At 74.1% G+C, this 18,234-nt stretch carries 22 protein-coding genes and 1 tRNA gene; 10 read left to right on the top strand and 13 right to left on the bottom strand.

All coding sequences use genetic code 11. The annotated features are described in order from the left end of the window. Positions 1-33: 33 nt before the first annotated feature. Complete coding sequence (gene selD / locus AB7F12_RS14500; RefSeq protein ID WP_428502231.1) at positions 34-1,071, bottom strand: selenide, water dikinase SelD; 1,038 nt, start codon at positions 1,069-1,071, stop codon at positions 34-36. A gap of 37 nt (positions 1,072-1,108) precedes the next feature. On the opposite strand from selD, the gene selA reads away from it, so the two are divergent. From selA to AB7F12_RS14480, 4 genes are all read left to right on the top strand, one after another. Then, positions 1,109-2,464, top strand: coding sequence for an L-seryl-tRNA(Sec) selenium transferase (selA, locus tag AB7F12_RS14495; protein WP_428502230.1), 1,356 nt, complete (start codon positions 1,109-1,111; stop codon positions 2,462-2,464). Between the two features lie 4 nt (positions 2,465-2,468). Further along, on the top strand, positions 2,469-4,259 hold the full coding sequence (gene selB / locus AB7F12_RS14490; RefSeq protein ID WP_428502229.1) for a selenocysteine-specific translation elongation factor: 1,791 nt from the start codon (positions 2,469-2,471) through the stop codon (positions 4,257-4,259). A 71-nt stretch (positions 4,260-4,330) separates the two neighbouring features. After that, positions 4,331-4,729, top strand: a complete 399-nt coding sequence (locus AB7F12_RS14485; protein WP_428502228.1) for an STAS domain-containing protein — start codon at positions 4,331-4,333, stop codon at positions 4,727-4,729. 303 nt (positions 4,730-5,032) lie between these two features. Continuing rightward, positions 5,033-5,326, top strand: coding sequence for a WhiB family transcriptional regulator (locus tag AB7F12_RS14480; RefSeq protein WP_428502227.1), 294 nt, complete (start codon positions 5,033-5,035; stop codon positions 5,324-5,326). A gap of 138 nt (positions 5,327-5,464) precedes the next feature. Here AB7F12_RS14480 and AB7F12_RS14475 read toward each other — a convergent pair whose 3' ends face one another. After that, positions 5,465-6,064 carry a hypothetical protein gene (locus tag AB7F12_RS14475; RefSeq protein WP_428502226.1) on the bottom strand — a complete coding sequence of 200 codons (600 nt, stop codon included), beginning with the start codon at positions 6,062-6,064 and terminating at the stop codon, positions 5,465-5,467. Positions 6,065-6,537: 473 nt separating this feature from the next. Here AB7F12_RS14475 and AB7F12_RS14470 point away from each other — a divergent pair, with 473 nt between their 5' ends. The 3 genes from AB7F12_RS14470 to AB7F12_RS14460 all read left to right on the top strand — a co-directional run bounded on the left by AB7F12_RS14470 (position 6,538) and on the right by AB7F12_RS14460 (position 9,062). Further along, entirely contained in the window at positions 6,538-6,978 is a 441-nt protein-coding gene (locus AB7F12_RS14470; RefSeq protein WP_428499116.1) for an ATP-binding protein, read from the top strand. Then, entirely contained in the window at positions 6,975-7,754 is a 780-nt protein-coding gene (locus AB7F12_RS14465; protein WP_428499117.1) for a SigB/SigF/SigG family RNA polymerase sigma factor, read from the top strand. The genes AB7F12_RS14470 and AB7F12_RS14465 overlap by 4 nt, the downstream gene beginning before the upstream one ends. Before the next feature lie 102 nt (positions 7,755-7,856). Continuing rightward, a complete protein-coding gene (locus AB7F12_RS14460; protein WP_428499118.1) occupies positions 7,857-9,062 on the top strand; it encodes an NAD(P)/FAD-dependent oxidoreductase in 1,206 nt (401 codons plus the stop codon). A 3-nt stretch (positions 9,063-9,065) separates the two neighbouring features. Here AB7F12_RS14460 and AB7F12_RS14455 read toward each other — a convergent pair whose 3' ends face one another. Further along, entirely contained in the window at positions 9,066-9,287 is a 222-nt protein-coding gene (locus AB7F12_RS14455) for a DUF3618 domain-containing protein (protein WP_428499119.1), read from the bottom strand. 173 nt (positions 9,288-9,460) lie between these two features. Here AB7F12_RS14455 and bcp point away from each other — a divergent pair, with 173 nt between their 5' ends. Together bcp and AB7F12_RS14445 are read left to right on the top strand one after the other, a co-directional pair. Next, positions 9,461-9,928 carry a thioredoxin-dependent thiol peroxidase gene (gene bcp / locus AB7F12_RS14450; protein WP_428499120.1) on the top strand — a complete coding sequence of 156 codons (468 nt, stop codon included), beginning with the start codon at positions 9,461-9,463 and terminating at the stop codon, positions 9,926-9,928. 699 nt (positions 9,929-10,627) lie between these two features. Next, positions 10,628-10,701: transfer RNA gene (locus tag AB7F12_RS14445), tRNA-Leu, on the top strand. A 49-nt stretch (positions 10,702-10,750) separates the two neighbouring features. Here the strand turns inward: AB7F12_RS14445 and AB7F12_RS14440 are convergent. Continuing rightward, entirely contained in the window at positions 10,751-11,425 is a 675-nt protein-coding gene (locus AB7F12_RS14440) for a TVP38/TMEM64 family protein (protein ID WP_428499121.1), read from the bottom strand. 126 nt (positions 11,426-11,551) lie between these two features. Here AB7F12_RS14440 and AB7F12_RS14435 point away from each other — a divergent pair, with 126 nt between their 5' ends. Beyond that, entirely contained in the window at positions 11,552-11,953 is a 402-nt protein-coding gene (locus AB7F12_RS14435; RefSeq protein ID WP_428499122.1) for a carboxymuconolactone decarboxylase family protein, read from the top strand. A gap of 133 nt (positions 11,954-12,086) precedes the next feature. Here the strand turns inward: AB7F12_RS14435 and rdgB are convergent, their stop codons facing one another. From rdgB to AB7F12_RS14390, 9 genes are all read right to left on the bottom strand, one after another. Beyond that, entirely contained in the window at positions 12,087-12,689 is a 603-nt protein-coding gene (gene rdgB, locus AB7F12_RS14430) for an RdgB/HAM1 family non-canonical purine NTP pyrophosphatase (RefSeq protein WP_428516580.1), read from the bottom strand. Further along, a complete protein-coding gene (rph, locus tag AB7F12_RS14425; protein WP_428516578.1) occupies positions 12,686-13,441 on the bottom strand; it encodes a ribonuclease PH in 756 nt (251 codons plus the stop codon). The genes rdgB and rph overlap by 4 nt, the downstream gene beginning before the upstream one ends. A 122-nt stretch (positions 13,442-13,563) precedes the next feature. Continuing rightward, positions 13,564-14,349 carry an MBL fold metallo-hydrolase gene (locus AB7F12_RS14420; RefSeq protein ID WP_428499124.1) on the bottom strand — a complete coding sequence of 262 codons (786 nt, stop codon included), beginning with the start codon at positions 14,347-14,349 and terminating at the stop codon, positions 13,564-13,566. Positions 14,350-14,373: 24 nt separating this feature from the next. After that, on the bottom strand, positions 14,374-14,802 hold the full coding sequence (locus AB7F12_RS14415; protein ID WP_428499125.1) for a hypothetical protein: 429 nt from the start codon (positions 14,800-14,802) through the stop codon (positions 14,374-14,376). Continuing rightward, positions 14,795-15,166, bottom strand: coding sequence for a hypothetical protein (locus AB7F12_RS14410; protein ID WP_428499126.1), 372 nt, complete (start codon positions 15,164-15,166; stop codon positions 14,795-14,797). The genes AB7F12_RS14415 and AB7F12_RS14410 overlap by 8 nt, the downstream gene beginning before the upstream one ends. A gap of 133 nt (positions 15,167-15,299) precedes the next feature. Further along, positions 15,300-16,151, bottom strand: coding sequence for a glutamate racemase (murI, locus tag AB7F12_RS14405; protein WP_428499127.1), 852 nt, complete (start codon positions 16,149-16,151; stop codon positions 15,300-15,302). Beyond that, positions 16,148-16,804 (bottom strand): rhomboid family intramembrane serine protease, encoded by a 657-nt coding sequence (locus AB7F12_RS14400; RefSeq protein WP_428499128.1) that lies wholly within the window; start codon positions 16,802-16,804, stop codon positions 16,148-16,150. The genes murI and AB7F12_RS14400 overlap by 4 nt, the downstream gene beginning before the upstream one ends. A gap of 64 nt (positions 16,805-16,868) precedes the next feature. Beyond that, positions 16,869-17,819 (bottom strand): PLP-dependent cysteine synthase family protein, encoded by a 951-nt coding sequence (locus AB7F12_RS14395; RefSeq protein ID WP_428499129.1) that lies wholly within the window; start codon positions 17,817-17,819, stop codon positions 16,869-16,871. A gap of 102 nt (positions 17,820-17,921) precedes the next feature. Beyond that, the gene (locus tag AB7F12_RS14390) at positions 17,922-18,197 is read right to left on the bottom strand and encodes a MoaD/ThiS family protein (RefSeq protein ID WP_428499130.1); all 276 of its coding nucleotides are present in this window, start codon (positions 18,195-18,197) and stop codon (positions 17,922-17,924) included. Positions 18,198-18,234: the final 37 nt, after the last annotated feature.

The following is an 18,234-nucleotide window of genomic DNA, read 5'->3' as shown; positions in this document are numbered from 1 at the left end:
ACAGTCGCTACAGCGACGGTCGCCACTCACCGGTCATGTCAGGCGGATACGACCGGTGCCCGCGGTCACCCAGCCCACCACCGCCGCCCGCAGCCCCTGTTCACGCAGTGCCGCAACGGCATCCGCGGCCGCGGCCGGGTCGGCCCCGAACAACAGGCCGCCGGAGGTCTGCGCGTCGGCGAGCAGCAGCCGCTCCTGCTCCGACCGCTCCCCCGCGTCGACGACGTCGGCGGTCCAGTCGCGGTTGCGCCGCGTCCCGCCCGGCACGACGCCCGACTCCAGCAGCTCGCGGACCCCGTCGATGACCGGCACCGCGTCGACGTCGATCGTCGCGTCCACACCGGACGCCGCGGCCATCTTCTTGAGGTGCCCCAGCAGCCCGAACCCGGTGACGTCGGTGCAGCCCGTCGCGCCCGACGCGATGGCCGCGACCGACGCGGTGGCGTTCGGGGTGGTCATCGACGCCACCGCGGCGGCCGCGACATCGACCGGCGCGACACCGCCCTTCACCGCCGACGACACGATCCCCACCCCCAGCGGCTTGCTGAGGACGAGGGCGTCGCCGTCGCGCAGGCCGGTGTTGGTGAGGATCCGGTCCGGGTGCACCTCCCCGACGACGGCCAGCCCGTACTTGGGCTCCGGGTCGTCGATCGAGTGCCCACCGACGACGGCGAACCCGCACTCGGCGCCCGCGTCCGCCCCGCCGGCGAGGACCTCGGCGAGCAGCTCCTCGGGCAGGTCGTCCGACGGCCACGCCACCAGGTTCAGTGCGAACAGCGGCCGCCCGCCCATCGCGTAGACGTCGGACACCGCGTTGACCGCCGCGATCCGGCCCCAGGTGCGGGCGTCGTCGACGATCGGGGTGAAGAAGTCCGTGGTGGCGACGAGCGCGCGGTCGGCGTCGAGGCGCCAGACGGCCGCGTCGTCACCGGTCTCGGTGCCCACCAGCAGGTCCGGGTGCGACGGCGGCGTGATCCGGGCGAGGACGTCGGCGAGCCGCCCCGGGGCGAGCTTGCACGCGCACCCCCCGCCGTGGCTGAACTCCGTGAGGCGGCGCGCGGCGACGGGCATGCCCCGACCCTAGGCCCCGGGGGTGGCGTTGTCGGCCATGGCCGAACACCACCCGCGGGTTGTGCATAGGGTGACCGGGGTGAGTGCCGATCATCGACGGCTCGTGCCTCGCACGGATGCCGTCCTCGCCGAGCCCCGCGTCGCCGCGGCCGTCGCCCGGCTGGGCCGCGAGCTGGTGAAACGCTCGGTCGTCGAGGCGCAGCAGCGGGCGCGGGCGGGCGAGATCCCGCCCGCCGGGGTGACCGATGCGGCGCTGGCCGCGCTGCCGTCGGCGGCGACGTCGCTGCGGCCCGTCCTCAACGCCACGGGCGTGCTGCTGCACACCAACATGGGCCGCGCCCCGCTCTCGGCCGCGGCGGTCGAGGCGCTGTCGGTCGCGGCCGGGACGTGCGACGTGGAGCTCGACCTCGCCACCGGCGGCCGTGGCCGCCGCGGCGCGGCGGCGCTCGACGCCCTGCTCGCCGCCGTCCCCGGGGCCGCCGCCGCGCACCTGCTGAACAACGGCGCCGCCGTGCTCGCCCTGGTCGCGACGGGCCTGGCCGCCGGCCGCGAGATCGTCGTCGCCCGCGGGGAGCTCGTCGAGATCGGCGACGGCTTCCGCATCCCCGACCTCCTGGTCTCCACGGGCGCGCGGCTGCGCGAGGTCGGCACCACGAACCGGGTGCACCCACGCGACTACGCCGACGCGGTCGGGCCGGACACCGGGCTGATCCTCAAGGTGCACCCGTCGAACTTCACGATCAGCGGCTTCACGAGGTCCGTCGACGTCGCGTCCCTGAGCCGGCTGGCCGGGGACGTGCCCGTCGTGGTCGACATCGGGTCGGGGCTGCTCACCCCGCACCCGTTGCTGCCCGACGAACCCGACGCCGCGTCCACGCTCGCCGCGGGTGCCGCGCTCGTCACGGCGTCGGGGGACAAACTGCTCGGCGGCCCGCAGGCCGGGCTGCTGCTGGGCGGGCCGGGCCGCGGCGCCGGGCTCGTCGAGTCGCTGCGCCGCCATCCCCTGGCGCGGGCGCTGCGGGTCGACAAGCTGACCCTGGCCGCGGTCGAGGCCACGCTCACCGGTCCCGCGACGCCGACCCGGGCGGCGCTCGACGCCTCCCCGCAGTCGTTGCGTGACCGGGCGGCGCACCTCGCGGCGACCCTGCGGGCCGAGGGAATCGAAGCGGCCGACGTCGCCTCCGTCGCCACGGTCGGTGGTGGCGGCGCGCCCGGCGTGACCCTGGACAGCGCCGCGGTGTCGCTGCCCGAGCGGTTCGCCGCGGCGCTGCGGGCGGGTGACCCCGCCGTCGTCGGCCGGCTCGAACACGGCCGTTGCCTGCTCGACCTGCGCGCGCTGCCCCCGGCGGCCGACCCCGCCGTGGCCGCCGCCGTGGTCGCCGCCCGGGGGTGAGCGGATGCAGGTGATCGCGACCGCCGGCCACGTCGACCACGGCAAGTCCACCCTGGTCAGGGCCCTGACGGGGATGGAACCCGACCGTTTCGCCGAGGAACGCCGCCGCGGTATGACCATCGACCTCGGCTACGCCTGGACGACCCTGCCCGGCGGGGCGACCGTCGCGTTCGTCGACGTCCCCGGCCACGAACGTTTCGTCACGACGATGCTCGCCGGCGTCGGCCCCGTGCCCGCGGCGATGCTCGTCGTCGCCGCCGACGAGGGCTGGATGCCGCAGTCGGCCGAGCATCTCGACGCCCTCGCCGCGCTCGGTGTGCGGCACGGTCTGCTCGTCGTCACCCGCAGCGACCTGTTCGACCCGTCGCTCGCGCTGGAGGAGGCCCGCGAGCGGCTCGCCGGCACCGGGCTCGCCGACGCGCCCGCGGTGGCCGTCTCCGCGGTCACCGGCGCGGGCATGGACGACCTGCGGGCCGCCCTCGCCGACCTCGCCGCGTCGCTGCCCACCCCGGACCCGGCCGCCGACGTGCGGTTGTGGATCGACCGGTCGTTCACCATCCGCGGCGCGGGCACGGTCGTCACCGGGACGCTGCCCGCCGGGACGCTGCACACCGGCGACGAGCTCGACCTGCTGGGCGCCGACGGGACCCGCCGCGTCACCGTCCGCGCCGTGCAGGCGCTCGGCGAGCCGCGGGACGCGGTCTCCGGGGTCGCGCGGGTCGCGGTGAACCTGCGCGGTGTCGCCCGCGAGGCCGTCGGCCGCGGCGACCTCCTGCTGACACCGGGCGCCTTCCTGGTGGGCGACCTCGTCGACGTCCGGCTGCGGGACCCCCACGGGGGCGCGCCCGCAGAGCTGCCCGCCGAGCTCAGCCTCCACGCCGGGTCGGCCGCCGTGCCGGTGCGGGTGCGGCCGCTCGGCGCCGACACCGCCCGACTGCGCCTGGCCCGGCCGCTGCCGCTGCGCATCGGCGACGTCGTCGTCCTGCGCGACCCCGGGCGTCGCCGCATCGCCGCCGGCGCCGCCGTGCTCGACGTCGCGCCGCCCGTGTTGCGCCGCAGGGGTTCCGGGGAACGTCGCGCCGCCGAGCTGGCAAGCATGGGCCCCGTCCCGGACGCCGCGGCCGAGCTCGCCCGCCGCCGCGTCGTGCGGGCCGCCGACCTGGTCGCGATGGGCGTGCCCCGTCCGCAGGTCGCCGCCCTGACCGTTCCGACGGCGGCGGGCTGGCTCGTCGACCCCACCGTCGTCGATCCCGTCCTGGCGACGCTGGGAGCCGCCGTCGACGCCGCCGATCCCCTCGACCCCGGGCTCCCCACCGAGGCCGCCCGCCGGGCCGCCGACCTGCCCGACTCCCGGTTGATCGACGCCCTCCTCGACGCCGCCGACGCGCCCGGGCTCGTGCACCGCGACGGGCGGGTGTCGCGCTCGGTCGCGGCCGGGCTGCCCGCCGCCGTCCGCGCGGGCCTCGACGCCCTGCGCGCCGACCTGCAGGCCGATCCGTTCGCCGCGCCCGGCGCCGACCGTCTGGCCGAGCTCGGCCTGGGGCCACGGGAGGTCGCCTCCCTCGTCCGGGCCGGCGAGCTGCTGCGCCTCGCCGACGGTGTCGTCCTGCTCGCCGGGGCCGACGACCGGGCCCTGGATCTCCTGGCGGGCATCGGCGCCGAGGAGCTCACCCTCAGCGAGGTCCGGCAGGCCCTGAACACGACGCGGCGCGTCGCCGTCCCGCTCATGGAACACCTGGGCCGCACGGGGCGCACCGTCCGTACCGGGTCCGGGGCGCACCGCCTGCGCCGTTGACCACGGCGCCGGCCACGCGGGCGCCGAGCCACGAGTGGCAGGACCGCAGGACCCGCCCTACCGTCACGGCAATGCACGCCTCCTCCGCCTCCGAGCCGGCCCCCGCGTCAGGGGCCGACGGACCCGACCAGATCACGGTCTCGGTCGTGACGCCGGAACCGGGGACGGTCGTGGTGACGGTCGGCGGCGAGGTCGACATGCTCACCTCCCCGCAGCTGCGGACGGCGCTGGTCGCGCGGATCGGCGACCAGGCCGCCGAGCTGGTCGTGGTCGACCTCGACGGCGTGACGTTCCTGGGGACGAGCGGGTTGGCGGCGCTGATCGAGGTGCGGGAGGCCGCCCACGCCGCGGGGGTGGGGCTCCGGCTCGCGTGCACCGGTAGGCGGGTGCTGCGCCCGCTGGCGATCGCCGGGCTGCTGCCGATGTTCGACATCCACGACACCGTCGACGCCGCCCTCGCACCCACCTGACCCATCAAATGTGATGTAGAACACATTCTGAGCGTTCCGATGAGCAGGACTCGATCAACCAGGGCAGACTCGCTGCCCCTCCGATCCGGGCCGACAAGCCTCTGAGCTGCGACGATCGGCCGCTCCCCGCACTGCCTCGCCGGCCCGCGTCACAACCGCGCCCCGGCCCAGCCGCCACCCCACCGCCGCGCCGCCACCCGCTGCGCGTCCGTCGCGTTTGGAGCGCTGGGCCGTCGGGAAGAACGACGTCGGTCTCCCGGTACGCCCGCCGGGACGGAGCGGAAAGAACGAGGTGGGCCCGCGATGAGCGATGTGTCACGACTCCCCGGCCCGATGGATCACGCATGGCAGTGGCAGCGGCTCGGGTCGTGCCGCGGCATGGACAGCGGCGTCTTCTTCCACCCGGACGGTGAGCGCAACCCGTCCCGTGCGCGCCGGACCGCGCAGGCCAAGGAGGTCTGCCACCGGTGCCCCGTCCTCGAACAGTGCCGCGAGTTCGCGATCGCCACACGTGAGCCGTTCGGCGTCTGGGGCGGCCTCGCCGAAGCCGAGCGGCGCGCCATCATCGAGCGGCGGGAACTGGCCGCCGCCAGCTGACGGCCACCGGTCACGTCCCGGCCGTCGGGGGCGGGACGAGGCCGGTGCCGCGACGTCACGACCGGGTCGCATCACGCGGCCCGGTCGGCCCGTCGCCAGGCGGACCCGTGCCGGCGCAGAGCCCCGCCCGCCGGCGGGTCAGCCCTCGCAGGGCACGATCGACAGCTCCAGGCAGCGGTACCGCAGCAGCGGCAGTCCGTAGACCTGCGCGATCCGCTCCATCGCCGAGATCAGCACCGTGCGCGCCGCGTCGTCGGCCGAGCTCACCGGCGCGAGGCAGTACACACCCGGCTCCGGGTCGAACCCGACCAGCTCGCTCAGCGCGGCCACCACGTCGCTCTCCGACCCCACGGTCACCCCGCGCAGGCCGAGCCGGTGCACCTGCACACCGGTCAGGTCCACCTCGTCGCCACCGGGCACGCACTCGTCCGGCCCGCCCGACCCGATGTCCTCACCGAGGTCGCCCGCCGGGTCGTCGTAGTCCGGGTAGTCGAGGTAGCTGAACAACGGCGTCGGCGGGGCCGCCACCGGGCGACCGGACACCACGTCGTCACACGCGACGAGCAGATCGGCCGTACCCACACCCGCCAGGACACGCGCCAGGTCGGACTCCGGACGCCGGAGCTCGGTGAGGGACTCGGTGATCGCGACGATCCGCGCCGGACCCGTACGGGGCTGTGCCCGCCCCGCGAACGGGACGACGGGCCCGGACCCACGCATCTCCGGTACCGCTGTCATTCCCTGCAATCCCCCTGCTCACGACATCCGGTGCGACGCTGCGCCGGCCCCTCTGACACCGAAGTCAAACACCGGCCCGGACGCCGCCCGCCGCCTCGGCGGGACCGAACGGCGAACGGTCCGACATGATCCGTGAGCGGGGAGGATGCGTCGTCGGCCGGTCGACGGGACTGCTCCCTGAGGTCGATCCACTCGGACGAACGGCCGCCACCTGCCACGACAGACGGCCCAACGGGGCACCCGGCGCAGCACCGTCCGCGACGACCGTTCGTGGCGCGACGACGTCGACCCGGCGTCCGGCAGGAGCCTCCACTGAGGACCACCGCAGCCCACCGCGCCCCCGCCGCGGCGTGCCCCGCCCGCCGATGATTGATACCCGCCCACCCCGGGTAGCAAGATGCCCGAGAGACTTACCGCCGCGACCGGGCTCCCGCCCGGACACAGCTACAGCCCGCGAAGGGAGAAGCGCCCGCGTGTCCGACAGGGACGACTGGGACTCCGCCGACCTCACCGACCCCGGCAGCCCCACCGTGGAGGTGCGCACCGCCGCGTCGGCAGCGCTGATCCCCACCATCCGGGCCGTCGCGTCCGATCTCGCCGCCCGCGCCGACTTCGACCTCGACGCCATCTCCGACCTGCGGATGGCCGTCGACGAAGCCTGCGCCACCCTCGTCGACGTCGCCGCCCCCGGCTCCGGTCTGCGCTGCCGCTTCCAGGTCCGCGACGACCGCATCGACGTCCGCGCCGAGGTCGAAGGAGCAGGTGCCGACACCACCGTCGCCACCGACACCTTCGGCTGGCGCGTCCTCGAGACGCTCACCGACGACGTCACCGTCAGCCTCAGCCCGGGCCCGGACGGACGCCCGCTCGTCGGGATCGTCCTCGGCAAGAGCGCCGGCGCGACCGAGAGGTGAGCAGGACCGACCCCGAGTACGGCCACCTCGTCCCGCTCCTCGAAGAATTCGCGGGCCTGGCCGACGACGACCCCCGACGCGACGAGCTCCGTGACGAGCTGGTCCGCGGCTACCTGCCTGTCGCGCAGCACATCGCGCGCCGCTTCGCCCACCGCGGCGAACCCCTCGACGACCTGACCCAGGTCGCCACCGTCGGGCTCATCAACGCCATCGACCGCTTCGCCCCCGACCGCGGACACGACTTCTTCTCCTTCGCCGTCCCCACGATCAGCGGCGAGGTCCGCCGGCACTTCCGCGACCTCGGCTGGTCCATGCGGGTGCCGCGGCGGCTCAAGGACCTCCACGTCTCCCTCAACGGCGCCGTCGCCGACCTGTCCCAGCAGCTCGGCCGCGCCCCCAAGCCCAGCGAGCTCGCCGAACACCTCCAGATCCCCGTCGGCGACGTCCTCGAAGGCCTCGAGGCCGCCGACGCCTACCGCAGCTCCTCGCTCGACGAGATGCTCTCCTCCGAACAGGGCAGCGCCACCGTCGGCGAGCTCGTCGGAGCCGCCGACGCCGAGCTCGCCCGCGTCGACACCCGCCAGGCCCTGCGCCCCGCACTCGCCGAACTCGGCGACCGCGAACGCACCATCGTCATGCTGCGGTTCTTCGGCAACATGACGCAGACCCAGATCGCCGAGAAGGTCGGCATCTCCCAGATGCACGTCTCCCGGCTGCTCGCCCAGACCCTCGACCGGCTCCGCTCCGGACTCGACCAGGACGCCGCACCCGACTGACGACCCGATCGAGGGAGACGGCGGTCACCGCGCAACGCAGCGTCCATCGGCCAAGATGGACCCTGGCCCGGGACGGTCCGGGGCGGAACGGAGATCACGACGGTGCAGGCGGAGCACGTCCGGCACGTCCTCGTCGTCGGCGCGGGCCTCGGTGGCCTCCGCACCGTCGAGGCCCTGCGCAGCAACGGCTACGACGGTCGCATCAGCCTCGTCGGCGCCGAGCAGCACCTCCCCTACGACCGGCCCCCGCTGTCCAAGCAGCTGCTCGCCGGCACCTGGGACGCCGACCGCGTCGCCCTCCGCGCCGCCGACGCCTACGACGACCTCGGCGTCCGCACCTACCTCGGCACCCGCGCCGTCGGCTGGCAGCCCGGCCGGATCGAGCTCGACGACGGCGCCACCCTGCACGCCGACGCGATCGTCGTCGCCACCGGGGTCGTCGCCCGCCGCCTCCCCGACCAGCCCGACACCGTGCACACGCTGCGCACCCTCGACGACTCCCTCGCCCTGCGCGCCGCACTCGACACCGCGTCGTCGCTGGCGATCGTCGGCGCCGGGTTCGTCGGCGCCGAGGTCGCCGCCAACGCCCGCGACCGCGGCATCGACGTCACCGTCCTCGAAGCACTCTCCGTGCCGTTCGCCCGGGCCCTCGGGGAGGACCTCGGCGGCCTCTGCGCCCGGCTGCTCGTCGAGTCCGGCGCCCGGCTGCGCACCGGCGTCGGCATCGACGGGTTCGACGACTCCGGCGCCCTGCTGCTGGCCGACGGCGACCGCGTCGCCGCCGACGTCACCCTCGTCGGGATCGGCGGCGAACCCCGCCTCGACTGGTTGTCCGACAGCGGGATCGACGTCACCCGAGGCCTCGTCTGCGACGCAGGCGGTCGCGTCGAGGGCGTCGACGGGCTCTGGGCCGTCGGTGACGTCGCCGCCTGGTGGGACGACGTCCTCGGCCGGCCCGCCCGCCGCGAGCACTGGACCAACACCGTCGACCAGGCCGCCGCCGTCGGCGCCGCCATCGCCGGCGGCGAACCCCCCGCGGCGGGCGTCCCCTACTTCTGGTCCGACCAGTTCGGACTCAAGGTTCAGCTGTTCGGGCGACCGGAACCCGCCACCCGGCACGTCCCCCTGCACGGCGACGGCCTCGACGGCGGCCCCGTCAAGGGCACCGTCGTCGGCCTGCTGCACGACGACACCCTCGTCGCCGTCGCCGGGTTCGGCGCGGCCCGCCGGGTCGCGCGCTACCGGGGGCTCGTCGGCACCGGAGCGAGCCTCGCGGAGGTCGAGGAGATGGCCGCCTCGCTGGCGTGAGGCCTACCTGAAGAGCTTGCGCAGCACCGCCAGCGCCACGATCGCACCCACTCCGATCAGCGCATACTTGATCCTCGGGTCCTCGAGCTTCGCCTGGACCTGCTGCTTGCCCTGGTCGACGAACCGCTTCGGGTGCGCACGCTCGGTCAGCGCGTCGAGGCTCTCGGCGAGCTGGTCGCGCGTCTTCTCGATCTCACGCTGAATTGCTTCGGGGTCGCGCGCCACGACTCCTCCTCGGGATGCGGGGTGGCCCGGCTGCGGTCTGCAGTGCCTGCGAGGCAACACCGTAGATCACAGCCCCCGATCGCGTCGGGCGGGCTGCACCGCGGGCCCGTGCCGGGGCCCTACCCGCGCCGTCCCGCGCCGAACCCGGCGCGAACCTGGAAGGATCGGCGACCATGACCGAGCGACTCGCCGAGGGCGACCCGGCACCCGACTTCACCCTGCCCGACGCCGACGGCAAGCCCGTGTCGCTGGCCGACTACCGCGGCCGCAAGGTGATCGTCTACTTCTACCCCGCCGCCTCCACCCCCGGCTGCACCAAGCAGGCCTGCGACTTCCGCGACAACCTCGCCGAGCTCGGCGGCGCCGGCCTCGACGTCGTCGGCATCTCCCCCGACAAGCCCGCCAAGCTCGCCAGGTTCCGCGACGCCGAGGGCCTGACCTTCCCCCTGCTCTCCGATCCCGAGCGCGAGACCCTGCAGGCCTGGGGCGCCTTCGGCGAGAAGAAGATGTACGGCAAGACCGTCACCGGCGTCATCCGCTCCACCTTCCTCGTCGACGAGGACGGAAAGATCGAGAAGGCGATGTACAACGTCCGCGCCACCGGGCACGTCGCCAAGCTGCGCAAGGACCTCGCGGTGTGATCTTCGCGGACATTTCCGTTCCGCCTCGAACATCTGTTCGCCATGATCGCCGCATGCCCAGAGCGAGACGGTGGACCGACGAGCAGCTGATCGAGGCCGTCGCCAGGAGCGCGACGCTGGCGGAAGTGTGTCGCCGCATCGGCATCCTGCCCGGCAAGTACGACGCACTGCGCAGGCACATCGTGCGGCTGGGGATCGATGCCTCGCACCTCCCGCGCGGCGGGGACGGCTCGCCCCGAACGCGGCGCCGCTACACGGACGAGCAGCTCAGGGAGGCCGTACGTGAAGCGGTCACGGTGCACGACGTGCTGCGGGCATTGGGATACAACCCGAACGGCGGCATGTTCCGCGCCGTGACCGCCCATATCCGGACCATGGGCCTGGACACCTCCCACTTCCTCGGACAGCGATGGGCGAAGGGGCGACGGTTTCCTGCGCGCAACGCCTTTCCGCTCGAGGAGATTCTCGTCGAGAACTCGACGTACTCGAGCGCCGGAGACCTCCGTCGCCGTCTCGTCGCCGCGGGCATGAAGTCCGCGAGGTGTGAACACTGCGGCCTCGACAGGTGGCGAGGAGAACCGCTCCCACTGGCGCTGGACCACGTCAACGGGATCCACAACGACAACAGGCTGGAGAACCTCCGTATCCTGTGCCCGAACTGCCACGCCCTCACCGACACCTGGTGCGGGCGGAAGAACGGCCGGCGTGCCCCAACTGGCAGAGGGATTCGGCTTAGAACCGATTCAGTGCGGGTTCGAATCCCGCCGCCGGCACAACCCTGAACAGCGCTGCTCATCGAACTTCCCACGAGCGGAAGGCCCCCTACAGGTGCTGCGGCTCCGGCTCCGGGACGTCCTCCGGGATCGGCCGCCGGGCCGCAATCACGACACCCGCGAGCCCGATCAGCCCGCAGACCACCGACGCCACGATCAGCGCGGGCGGGGGCGTCCCGGTGACGGCGTCGCCCAGGACGACGATCGCGACCGTCCCCGGCACGATGCCGAGGGCGGTGCCCAGCAGGTAGGGCCAGAACCGGACCGCCGAGAGTCCCGACAGGTAGTTGAGCACCGCGAAGGGCACGGCCGGGACGAGCCGCAGCGAGGTCACCGCCAGCAGTCCGTGGTGGTCCAGCCGCAGCCGCACCCAGTTCACCGCCCGCCCCCGGGCGTAGCGCTCGACCAGCCGTCCGCCGGTCGCGCGGACGAGGGCGAATGCGATGACGGCGGCGAGGGTCGTCGCGACCAGGGTGAGGAGCAACCCGAGCGCCCAACCGAACAGCGCCCCGGCGACGAGGGTGAACACCGTCCGCGGTACCGGGCCGACGGTCAGCCCCGTCTGCAGCGCGAGGAACGCCAGCGGCGCCCAGACGCCCGCGGCGGCGACCGTCGCGCGGACGTCGGACATTCCCGGCACCCCGTAGGCCCGCAGGACCAGCACCGCGCCGACGGCGGCGGCGACGACGAACACAGTCGTCCCCACCTGGCGCCACCACCGCATGAGTCGACGGTACCGACCGCTCCGGGTACGCCGGCGTGTCCGGTCCGGCCGTCACCCCGCGTTCAGGCTCCCGCCATCCGGAAACGGTCTGGCACGCCACGGACGGCTACGGGTTAGCGTCCGGACGTGACGACCGACGACTCCCCCCACCTCGACCTCGACCCGGACGGCCTCGCGGTGCGCCGCGAGGTCCTCGGCCCCGCGCACGTCGACGCGGCCCTGGCCCGCGCCGACGACACGACCGCCGCGTTCCAGGAGATGATCACCCGCTACGCGTGGGGTGGGATCTGGACGCGTCCCGGCCTCGACCGCCGGATGCGCAGCGCGATCACGCTGACGTCGCTGGTCGCGCACGGGCATCTGGGCGAGCTGGAGCTGCATCTGCGCGGAGCGCTGCGCAACGGGCTGAGCCGTGCGGAGATCGTCGAGGTGCTGCTGCAGTGCGCGATCTACTCGGGCGTCCCGGCCGCCAACGCGGCCTTCGGCGTGGCCCGCCGTGTCCTGGCCGAGGCCGACCCCCAGGACTGACCGAGGCCGACCCCCAGGACCGACCGAGGGCGCCCGCAGGACCGACCGAAGCCTGCCCCGGGACCGACCGGGTCGCGCGCAACCTCACTGTCGTCCCGGGCGCCCGGGACGACAGTGGGGTTGCGCGCGGTGCTCAGGTCAGGGTGCGCAGGTGCGGCAGCAGCGCGCGCATCGCGATGCCGCGGTGCGAGGCGGCGTCCTTCTCCTCCGGGGAGAGCTCGGCGGAGGTCCGATGCTCACCGTCGGGCACGAAGATCGGGTCGTAGCCGAAGCCGTTGCTGCCGCGGCGCTCACGCACGAGCCTGCCCCGCCACAGCCCCTCGACGACGCGCTCCTCGCCGCCCGGCACGACCAGCGCCGCCGCGCACACGAACGCGGCGCCACGACGCTCGTCGGGGACGTCGCCGATCTGGCCCAGCACGAGGTCGAGGTTGGCCTCGTCGTCGCCGTGACGGCCGGACCAGCGCGCGGAGAGGACGCCGGGCATGCCGTTGAGGGCGTCGACGGTCAGGCCCGAGTCGTCGGCCACCGACGGCAACCCGGTGGCCGCCGCCGCGTCACGCGCCTTGGCCAGCGCGTTCTCGGCGAACGTCGCGCCGGTCTCGGGGGCCTCGGGGAACTCCTCGACGTCGCGCAGCCCCCAGACGGCGATGCTGCCGAGGTCGGAGGCGTCGAGCAGGCGGCGCAGCTCGGAGAGCTTGGCGGTGTTGCGGGTGGCGACGAGCAGTGCGGTCACGCCGACGCCCCCGGCAGCTCGCCCGGGTACGGCGCGGCGAGGGCCTCGGCCTGGATCGTCGCCAGGGTGGAGATCCCGGCGAGCGCGGAGTCGAGCATGGCGTCGAGGGTCGCCCGGGAGAAGGTGGCGCCCTCGCCGGTGCCCTGGACCTCGATGAGGGTTCCGGTGTCAGTGGCGACGACGTTGGTGTCGACCTCCGCCCGCGAGTCCTCCTCGTAGGGCAGGTCGAGACGGACGCGGCCGTCGACGACCCCGACGCTCACCGCGGCGACCTGGCACGAGATGGGCTTCGGGTCGGCCAGCTTGCCGTGGGCGGCGAGCCAGGTGACGGCATCGACGAGCGCGACGTAGGAGCCCGTGATGGCCGCGGTGCGGGTGCCGCCGTCGGCCTGGATGACGTCGCAGTCGAGCGCGATCGTGTTCTCGCCCAGGGCCTTGAGGTCGATGCAGGCGCGCAGCGAGCGGCCGATGAGCCGGCTGATCTCGTGGGTGCGGCCGCCGATGCGCCCGCGGACCGACTCGCGGTCGCTGCGCGTGTTCGTGGCCGACGGGAGCATCGCGTACTCGGCGGTGAGCCAGCCCAGCCCGCTGCCCTTGCGCCACCGCGGGACGCCCACGGTGACGCTGGCGGCGCACAGCACCTTGGTGTCGCCGAACTCGACGAGCACGGAGCCCGCGGGGTGCTTCTGGAAGCCGCGGGTGATGCGCACGGGGCGCAGTTCGTCGTCGGTCCTGCCGTCTGCTCGCGTCACCGCGACAGCTTAGGCAGCGGTTCACGGGCCGGTTCATCGCACCTCGGGCGAGGTCGGGGCCGGGCGTCCGCCACGGTCGCGATCGGCGGGAACCCGGTCCCCCGGCGCGGGGGACGCGCGCGTCAGATCTCGTAGGTGGCGTCGGGGCGGACCAGCTCGACGGGGCCGTCGTAGACCTCCTGTGCCTCGGCGAGGAGGGCGTCGCCGTCGAACCACACGGGGACGTGGGTCAGGAGCAGCCGCCCGACCCCGGCCGCGGCGGCGTGCTCGCCGGCCTGTCGCCCCGACAGGTGCACTCCCGGTGGCGGCTCCTGCCACCACTGCGTGACGTGGGGCCAGGTGGCCTCGCAGAGCAGCACGTCGGCGCCCGTGGCGGTGCGGACGAGCCCCTCGCAGGGGCCGGTGTCCCCGCTGTAGACGAGGCTGCGCCCGCCGTGGTGGACGCGGATCGCGTAGGCCTCGCAGGGGTGGTCGACGGCACCGAAGCCGAGGGTGACGTCGCCAACGGTCGCGGTGCCGCCGTCGGTCATGGTCGCGAACGTGCAGACGTCGCCGAGGTCGGCCTCGGCGCGCTCGGCGGCGGACGGGGCGTAGGCGGCGGCGAGCCGGTCGGCTGCCCCGGCGGGCGCGTGGACGGGCAGGGTGCGGGCTGCGGCGTCGTGGGGCGGGAAGGGGTGGTAGCGCCGGTGCACGACGAGCGCGGAGGTGTCGGCGCAGTGGTCGGGGTGCAGGTGGGACAGGACCACGGCGTCGAGCTCCCACGGGTCGAGATGTCGTTGCAGCGCACCGACGGTGCCGTTACCGAGGTCGAGGGCGATCCGGGTGCCGCCGGCGTCCACGAGGTAGCCGGAGGCGGGCGAACGGGGGCCGGGTCCGCTGCCCGAACAGCCGAGGACGGTGAGCCGCATGGCTCGACACGCTAACGCCCGCTCCTACCGTCCGCGTGTGCGGCGCAGCCACCAGAGGCCGATGATCGGCAGCACGAGCGGCACGAAGCCGTAGCCGCGGCCGTAGAGCGACCAGACGGTGTCGGCGGGGAAGTCGGTGGTGTCGACCGCGGTGAGGGTGCCGACGGCGAGGACGCCGACGAGCTCGATGCCGACTGCGACCCAGGCGACGGTGCGATGGCCGGGGCTCGAACCGGCGAGGCCGATCGTCGCCAGGATGTAGACGACGGCCGCGAACGCCGACAGCAGGTAGGCGACGGGTGCCTCGGAGAACGAGGTGGCGATCTGCACGCCGGCGCGGGCGGTGGCCGACAGCGCGAAGATCGCGTAGACGGCGATGAGGACGCGGCCGGGGCCGCTGGAGGTCGGCCGGGCACCGGGGTGCCGGGCGTCGGCGTCGGGGTGCTCAGACATTCGCGGCGGCCCACAGCTCGGCGGTGCGCCAGACCGCGACGCCGGTCCCGATGGCGGCGACCGCGACGACCGCTCCGCCCCAGCGCGTCGTGGGCTCGGTCACCGCGAACTGCATCCCGATGGGCAGCACGCAGACCGTCACGACGAGGTAGATCAGGAAGGTGCCCTGTTCGGGGAGGGTGACGCCACCGCCGAGGACGCGGAAGGCCGCGATGGCGGCCTGCACGACGAGGAGCGCCTCGACGATGCCGACGCCGATGCGGATGTCGCGGCCGGGGTGGTGGCCCTGTGCGGTACGCACGAGGCCGTACAGGGCCAGCAGTCCAGCCGCCACGTACACCACGATCACCAGCGCGCCGATCACGCGACGACGCTACCGGAGCCGCCCTGCGTGGCTGTTGCCGCGGCCCCGAACGCCCGCGGTGCACCCCGGCGGTCGCCGCGGGAGCGCCGCGCGCGGGTGCGCGGGCGGGACCCGGCCCGGGCGCTCCCCCGGGTCACAGGCGCTGCAGGCCCGCCCGCCCGACGACCGGCCCGATCTCGGGGCCGAGGAACCGGCGGCCGAGGCGGCGAAAGGGTTCGGGGTCGCCGGTGGCGAGGAACTCGTGGGCCGCGGGCGGCGGGTCGGTCTCGGGGTCACGCAGCAGGTCGGCACCCATCAGGGTGCGCACGACGTCCTTCGCGGTCTCGTCGGCGCTGGAGACGAGGGTGACCTCGGGCCCGAGGACGATCTGGAGCAGCCCGGTGAGCAGCGGGTAGTGGGTGCAGCCGAGGACGACGGTGTCGACCCGGGCCTGCTGCAGCGGTTCGAGGTAGCTCTGCGCGATGCCGAGGATCTGGCGGCCGCTGGTGACGCCGCGTTCGACGAAGTCGACGAACCGGGGGCAGGCCACGGAGGTGACGGAGACGTCGCGGGCGGCGGCGAAGGCGTCGGCGTAGGCGCCGGAGGCGACGGTGGCCTTGGTGCCGATGACGCCGATGCGGCCGTTGCGGGTGGCGGCGACAGCGCGCCGGACGGCGGGCAGGACGACCTCGACGACGGGGACGGGGTAGCGCTCGCGGGCGTCGGCGAGGCAGGCGGCGGAGGCCGTGTTGCACGCGATGACCAGCAGTTTCACGCCGCGCTCGATGAGCTCGTCGCCGATGGCGAGGGCGTGTCGGCGGATCTCGGGGATGCGTAGCGGGCCGTAGGGGCCGTTGGCGGTGTCGCCGACGTAGACGATGCGCTCGGCGGGCAGCTGGTCGATGACGGCGCGGGCGACGGTGAGCCCGCCGACCCCGGAGTCGAAGATGCCGATCGGCGCGTCCCGATCGACGGTCCGATCGACAGAGTGGTCGGGGCCGGTCACGCCCCGAGAGTAGTCGACGTGGCGCGCGCCCCCCGGTCGGCGCGGGAGACCATGAACGCCGCGAGGAGCCCGGCGAGCGCCCCGAACAGGTGGCCCTGCCAGGAGATCTCCGGGCGGCCGGGGATGACGCCGAGCAGGATGCTGCCCCACACCGCGAACAGCACGACCGCGACGGCCAGCTGGGCGAGACTTCGCGCGAAGAAGCCCCGGACCAGCAGGAACACGAGCCAGCCGAAGATGACGCCGGACATGCCGATCGTCGACGTGTTCGACGGCCCGACGAGCCACACCCCGAGCCCGGACAGGATCCAGATCAGCGCGGTGACAGCGATGAACTGCCCGATCCCGCCGGCCATCACCAGGAAGCCGAGGACGAGGAACGGCAGCGTGTTGGCGAACAGGTGCCCCCACCCGCCGTGCAGCAGCGGCGCCCAGATGATGCCGGGCAGCCCGCTGACGCGGCGCGACACGATGCCGTCGTCGTCGAGGTTCAGCGGTGTCAGCTGGTCGACCAGCTCGATGAGGTAGAGCACGACGGTGAACGCGACCATCGTGATCGCCGCGGGCACCGGTTTCGCGGGCAGTACCCGGTTGAGCGGGCGCCGCGACGCCGGGGCGGGGGTCGGGCCGAGCGGAGGCACGGTCGCGTCCATGACGCCGAGCGTACGCGGAAAACAGTGTTCTCAGCCGACTCCCACGAACGGGAAGAGGAGGCCGTCAGGCCCAGAGGTGACCCTCGATGCCCTCGGTCGCCTCGTCGAGGGTGCCGGAGTAGGCACCGGTGGACAGGTACTTCCAGCCGGCGTCGGCGACGATCAGCACGATGTCGGCCGACTCCCCCGCTCCCGCCGCCTTCTCCGCGACGGCGAGCGCGGCGTGCAGGATGCCGCCCGTCGAGATGCCGGCGAAGATGCCTTCCTTCTCCACCAGTTCCCGGGTGCGGCGCAGCGCGTCGTGCGACCCGACGGAGTAGCGGGAGGTGAGCACCTCGGCGTCGTAGAGCTCGGGGACGAAGCCCTCGTCGAGGTTGCGCAGGCCGTAGACGAGCTCGCCGTAGCGCGGCTCGGCGGCGACGATCTGGATGTCGGGCTTGTGCTCGCGCAGGTAGCGGCCGGTGCCGACGAGGGTGCCCGTGGTGCCCAGGCCCGCGACGAAGTGCGTGATCGTGGGCAGGTCGCGCAGGATCTCGGGCCCGGTGGTGCGGTAGTGCGCGTCCGCGTTGGCGGGGTTGCCGTACTGGTAGAGCATCACCCAGTCGGGGTTGGCGGCGGCGAGTTCCTTGGCCATCGCGACGGCCTGGTTGGAACCACCGGCCGCGGGCGAGGAGATGATCTCGGCGCCGTACATCTGCAGCAGCTGGCGCCGTTCGACGGAGGTGTTCTCCGGCATGACACAGATCAGCTTGTAGCCCTTGAGCTTGCAGGCCATGGCCAGCGAGATGCCGGTGTTGCCCGACGTCGGCTCCAGGACGGTGCAGCCGGGTCGCAGCAGACCCTCGGCCTCGGCGCGCTCGACCATCGCGAGCGCGGGCCGGTCCTTGATGGAGCCGGTGGGGTTGCGGTCCTCGAGCTTGGCCCACAGCCGCACGTCGGGTGCGGGTTGCAGGTGCGGGAGGCCGACGAGTGGTGTGTCGCCCACCGCGGCGAGCAGCGAGTCGTACCGGGCCATGGGTGTCTCCCTCGGGCGGCGAGCCGCCTGTCGACACGGCGTCGCCGGGCGGCGTGCGTACCGGGGGTTACCCGTGACGCACGCCGCCCACGCGGGCCTGCGTCAGCGCATACCGCCGGCGACGGCGGGCAGGATGGTGACGGTCGAGGTGTCCTTGACCGGGGCTTCGAGGCCGCCGGCGAAGCGGACGTCCTCGTCGTCGACGTAGATGTTCACGAAGCGGTGCAGGGCGCCGTCGGTGATGAGGCGGCCCTTGATGCCGCTGTGGCGGGACTCGAGGTCGTCGATCACCGCGGCGACGGTTCCACCGCTGGCCTCGACGGCCTTCTCGCCACCCGTGTGGGTGCGCAGGATGGTGGGGATGGAGACGGTGGCCATGTCGTTGTGCTCCTGGTCGGTCGTACTGGATCGGCTG

Origin of the sequence: Pseudonocardia sp. (assembly GCF_050250275.1) — a bacterium.
In the GTDB taxonomy this organism is placed as follows: Bacteria; Actinomycetota; Actinomycetes; order Mycobacteriales; family Pseudonocardiaceae; genus Pseudonocardia.
Note: the sequence above shows the minus strand (reverse complement) of the source record. Positions and strands in the feature narration are given on the sequence as shown.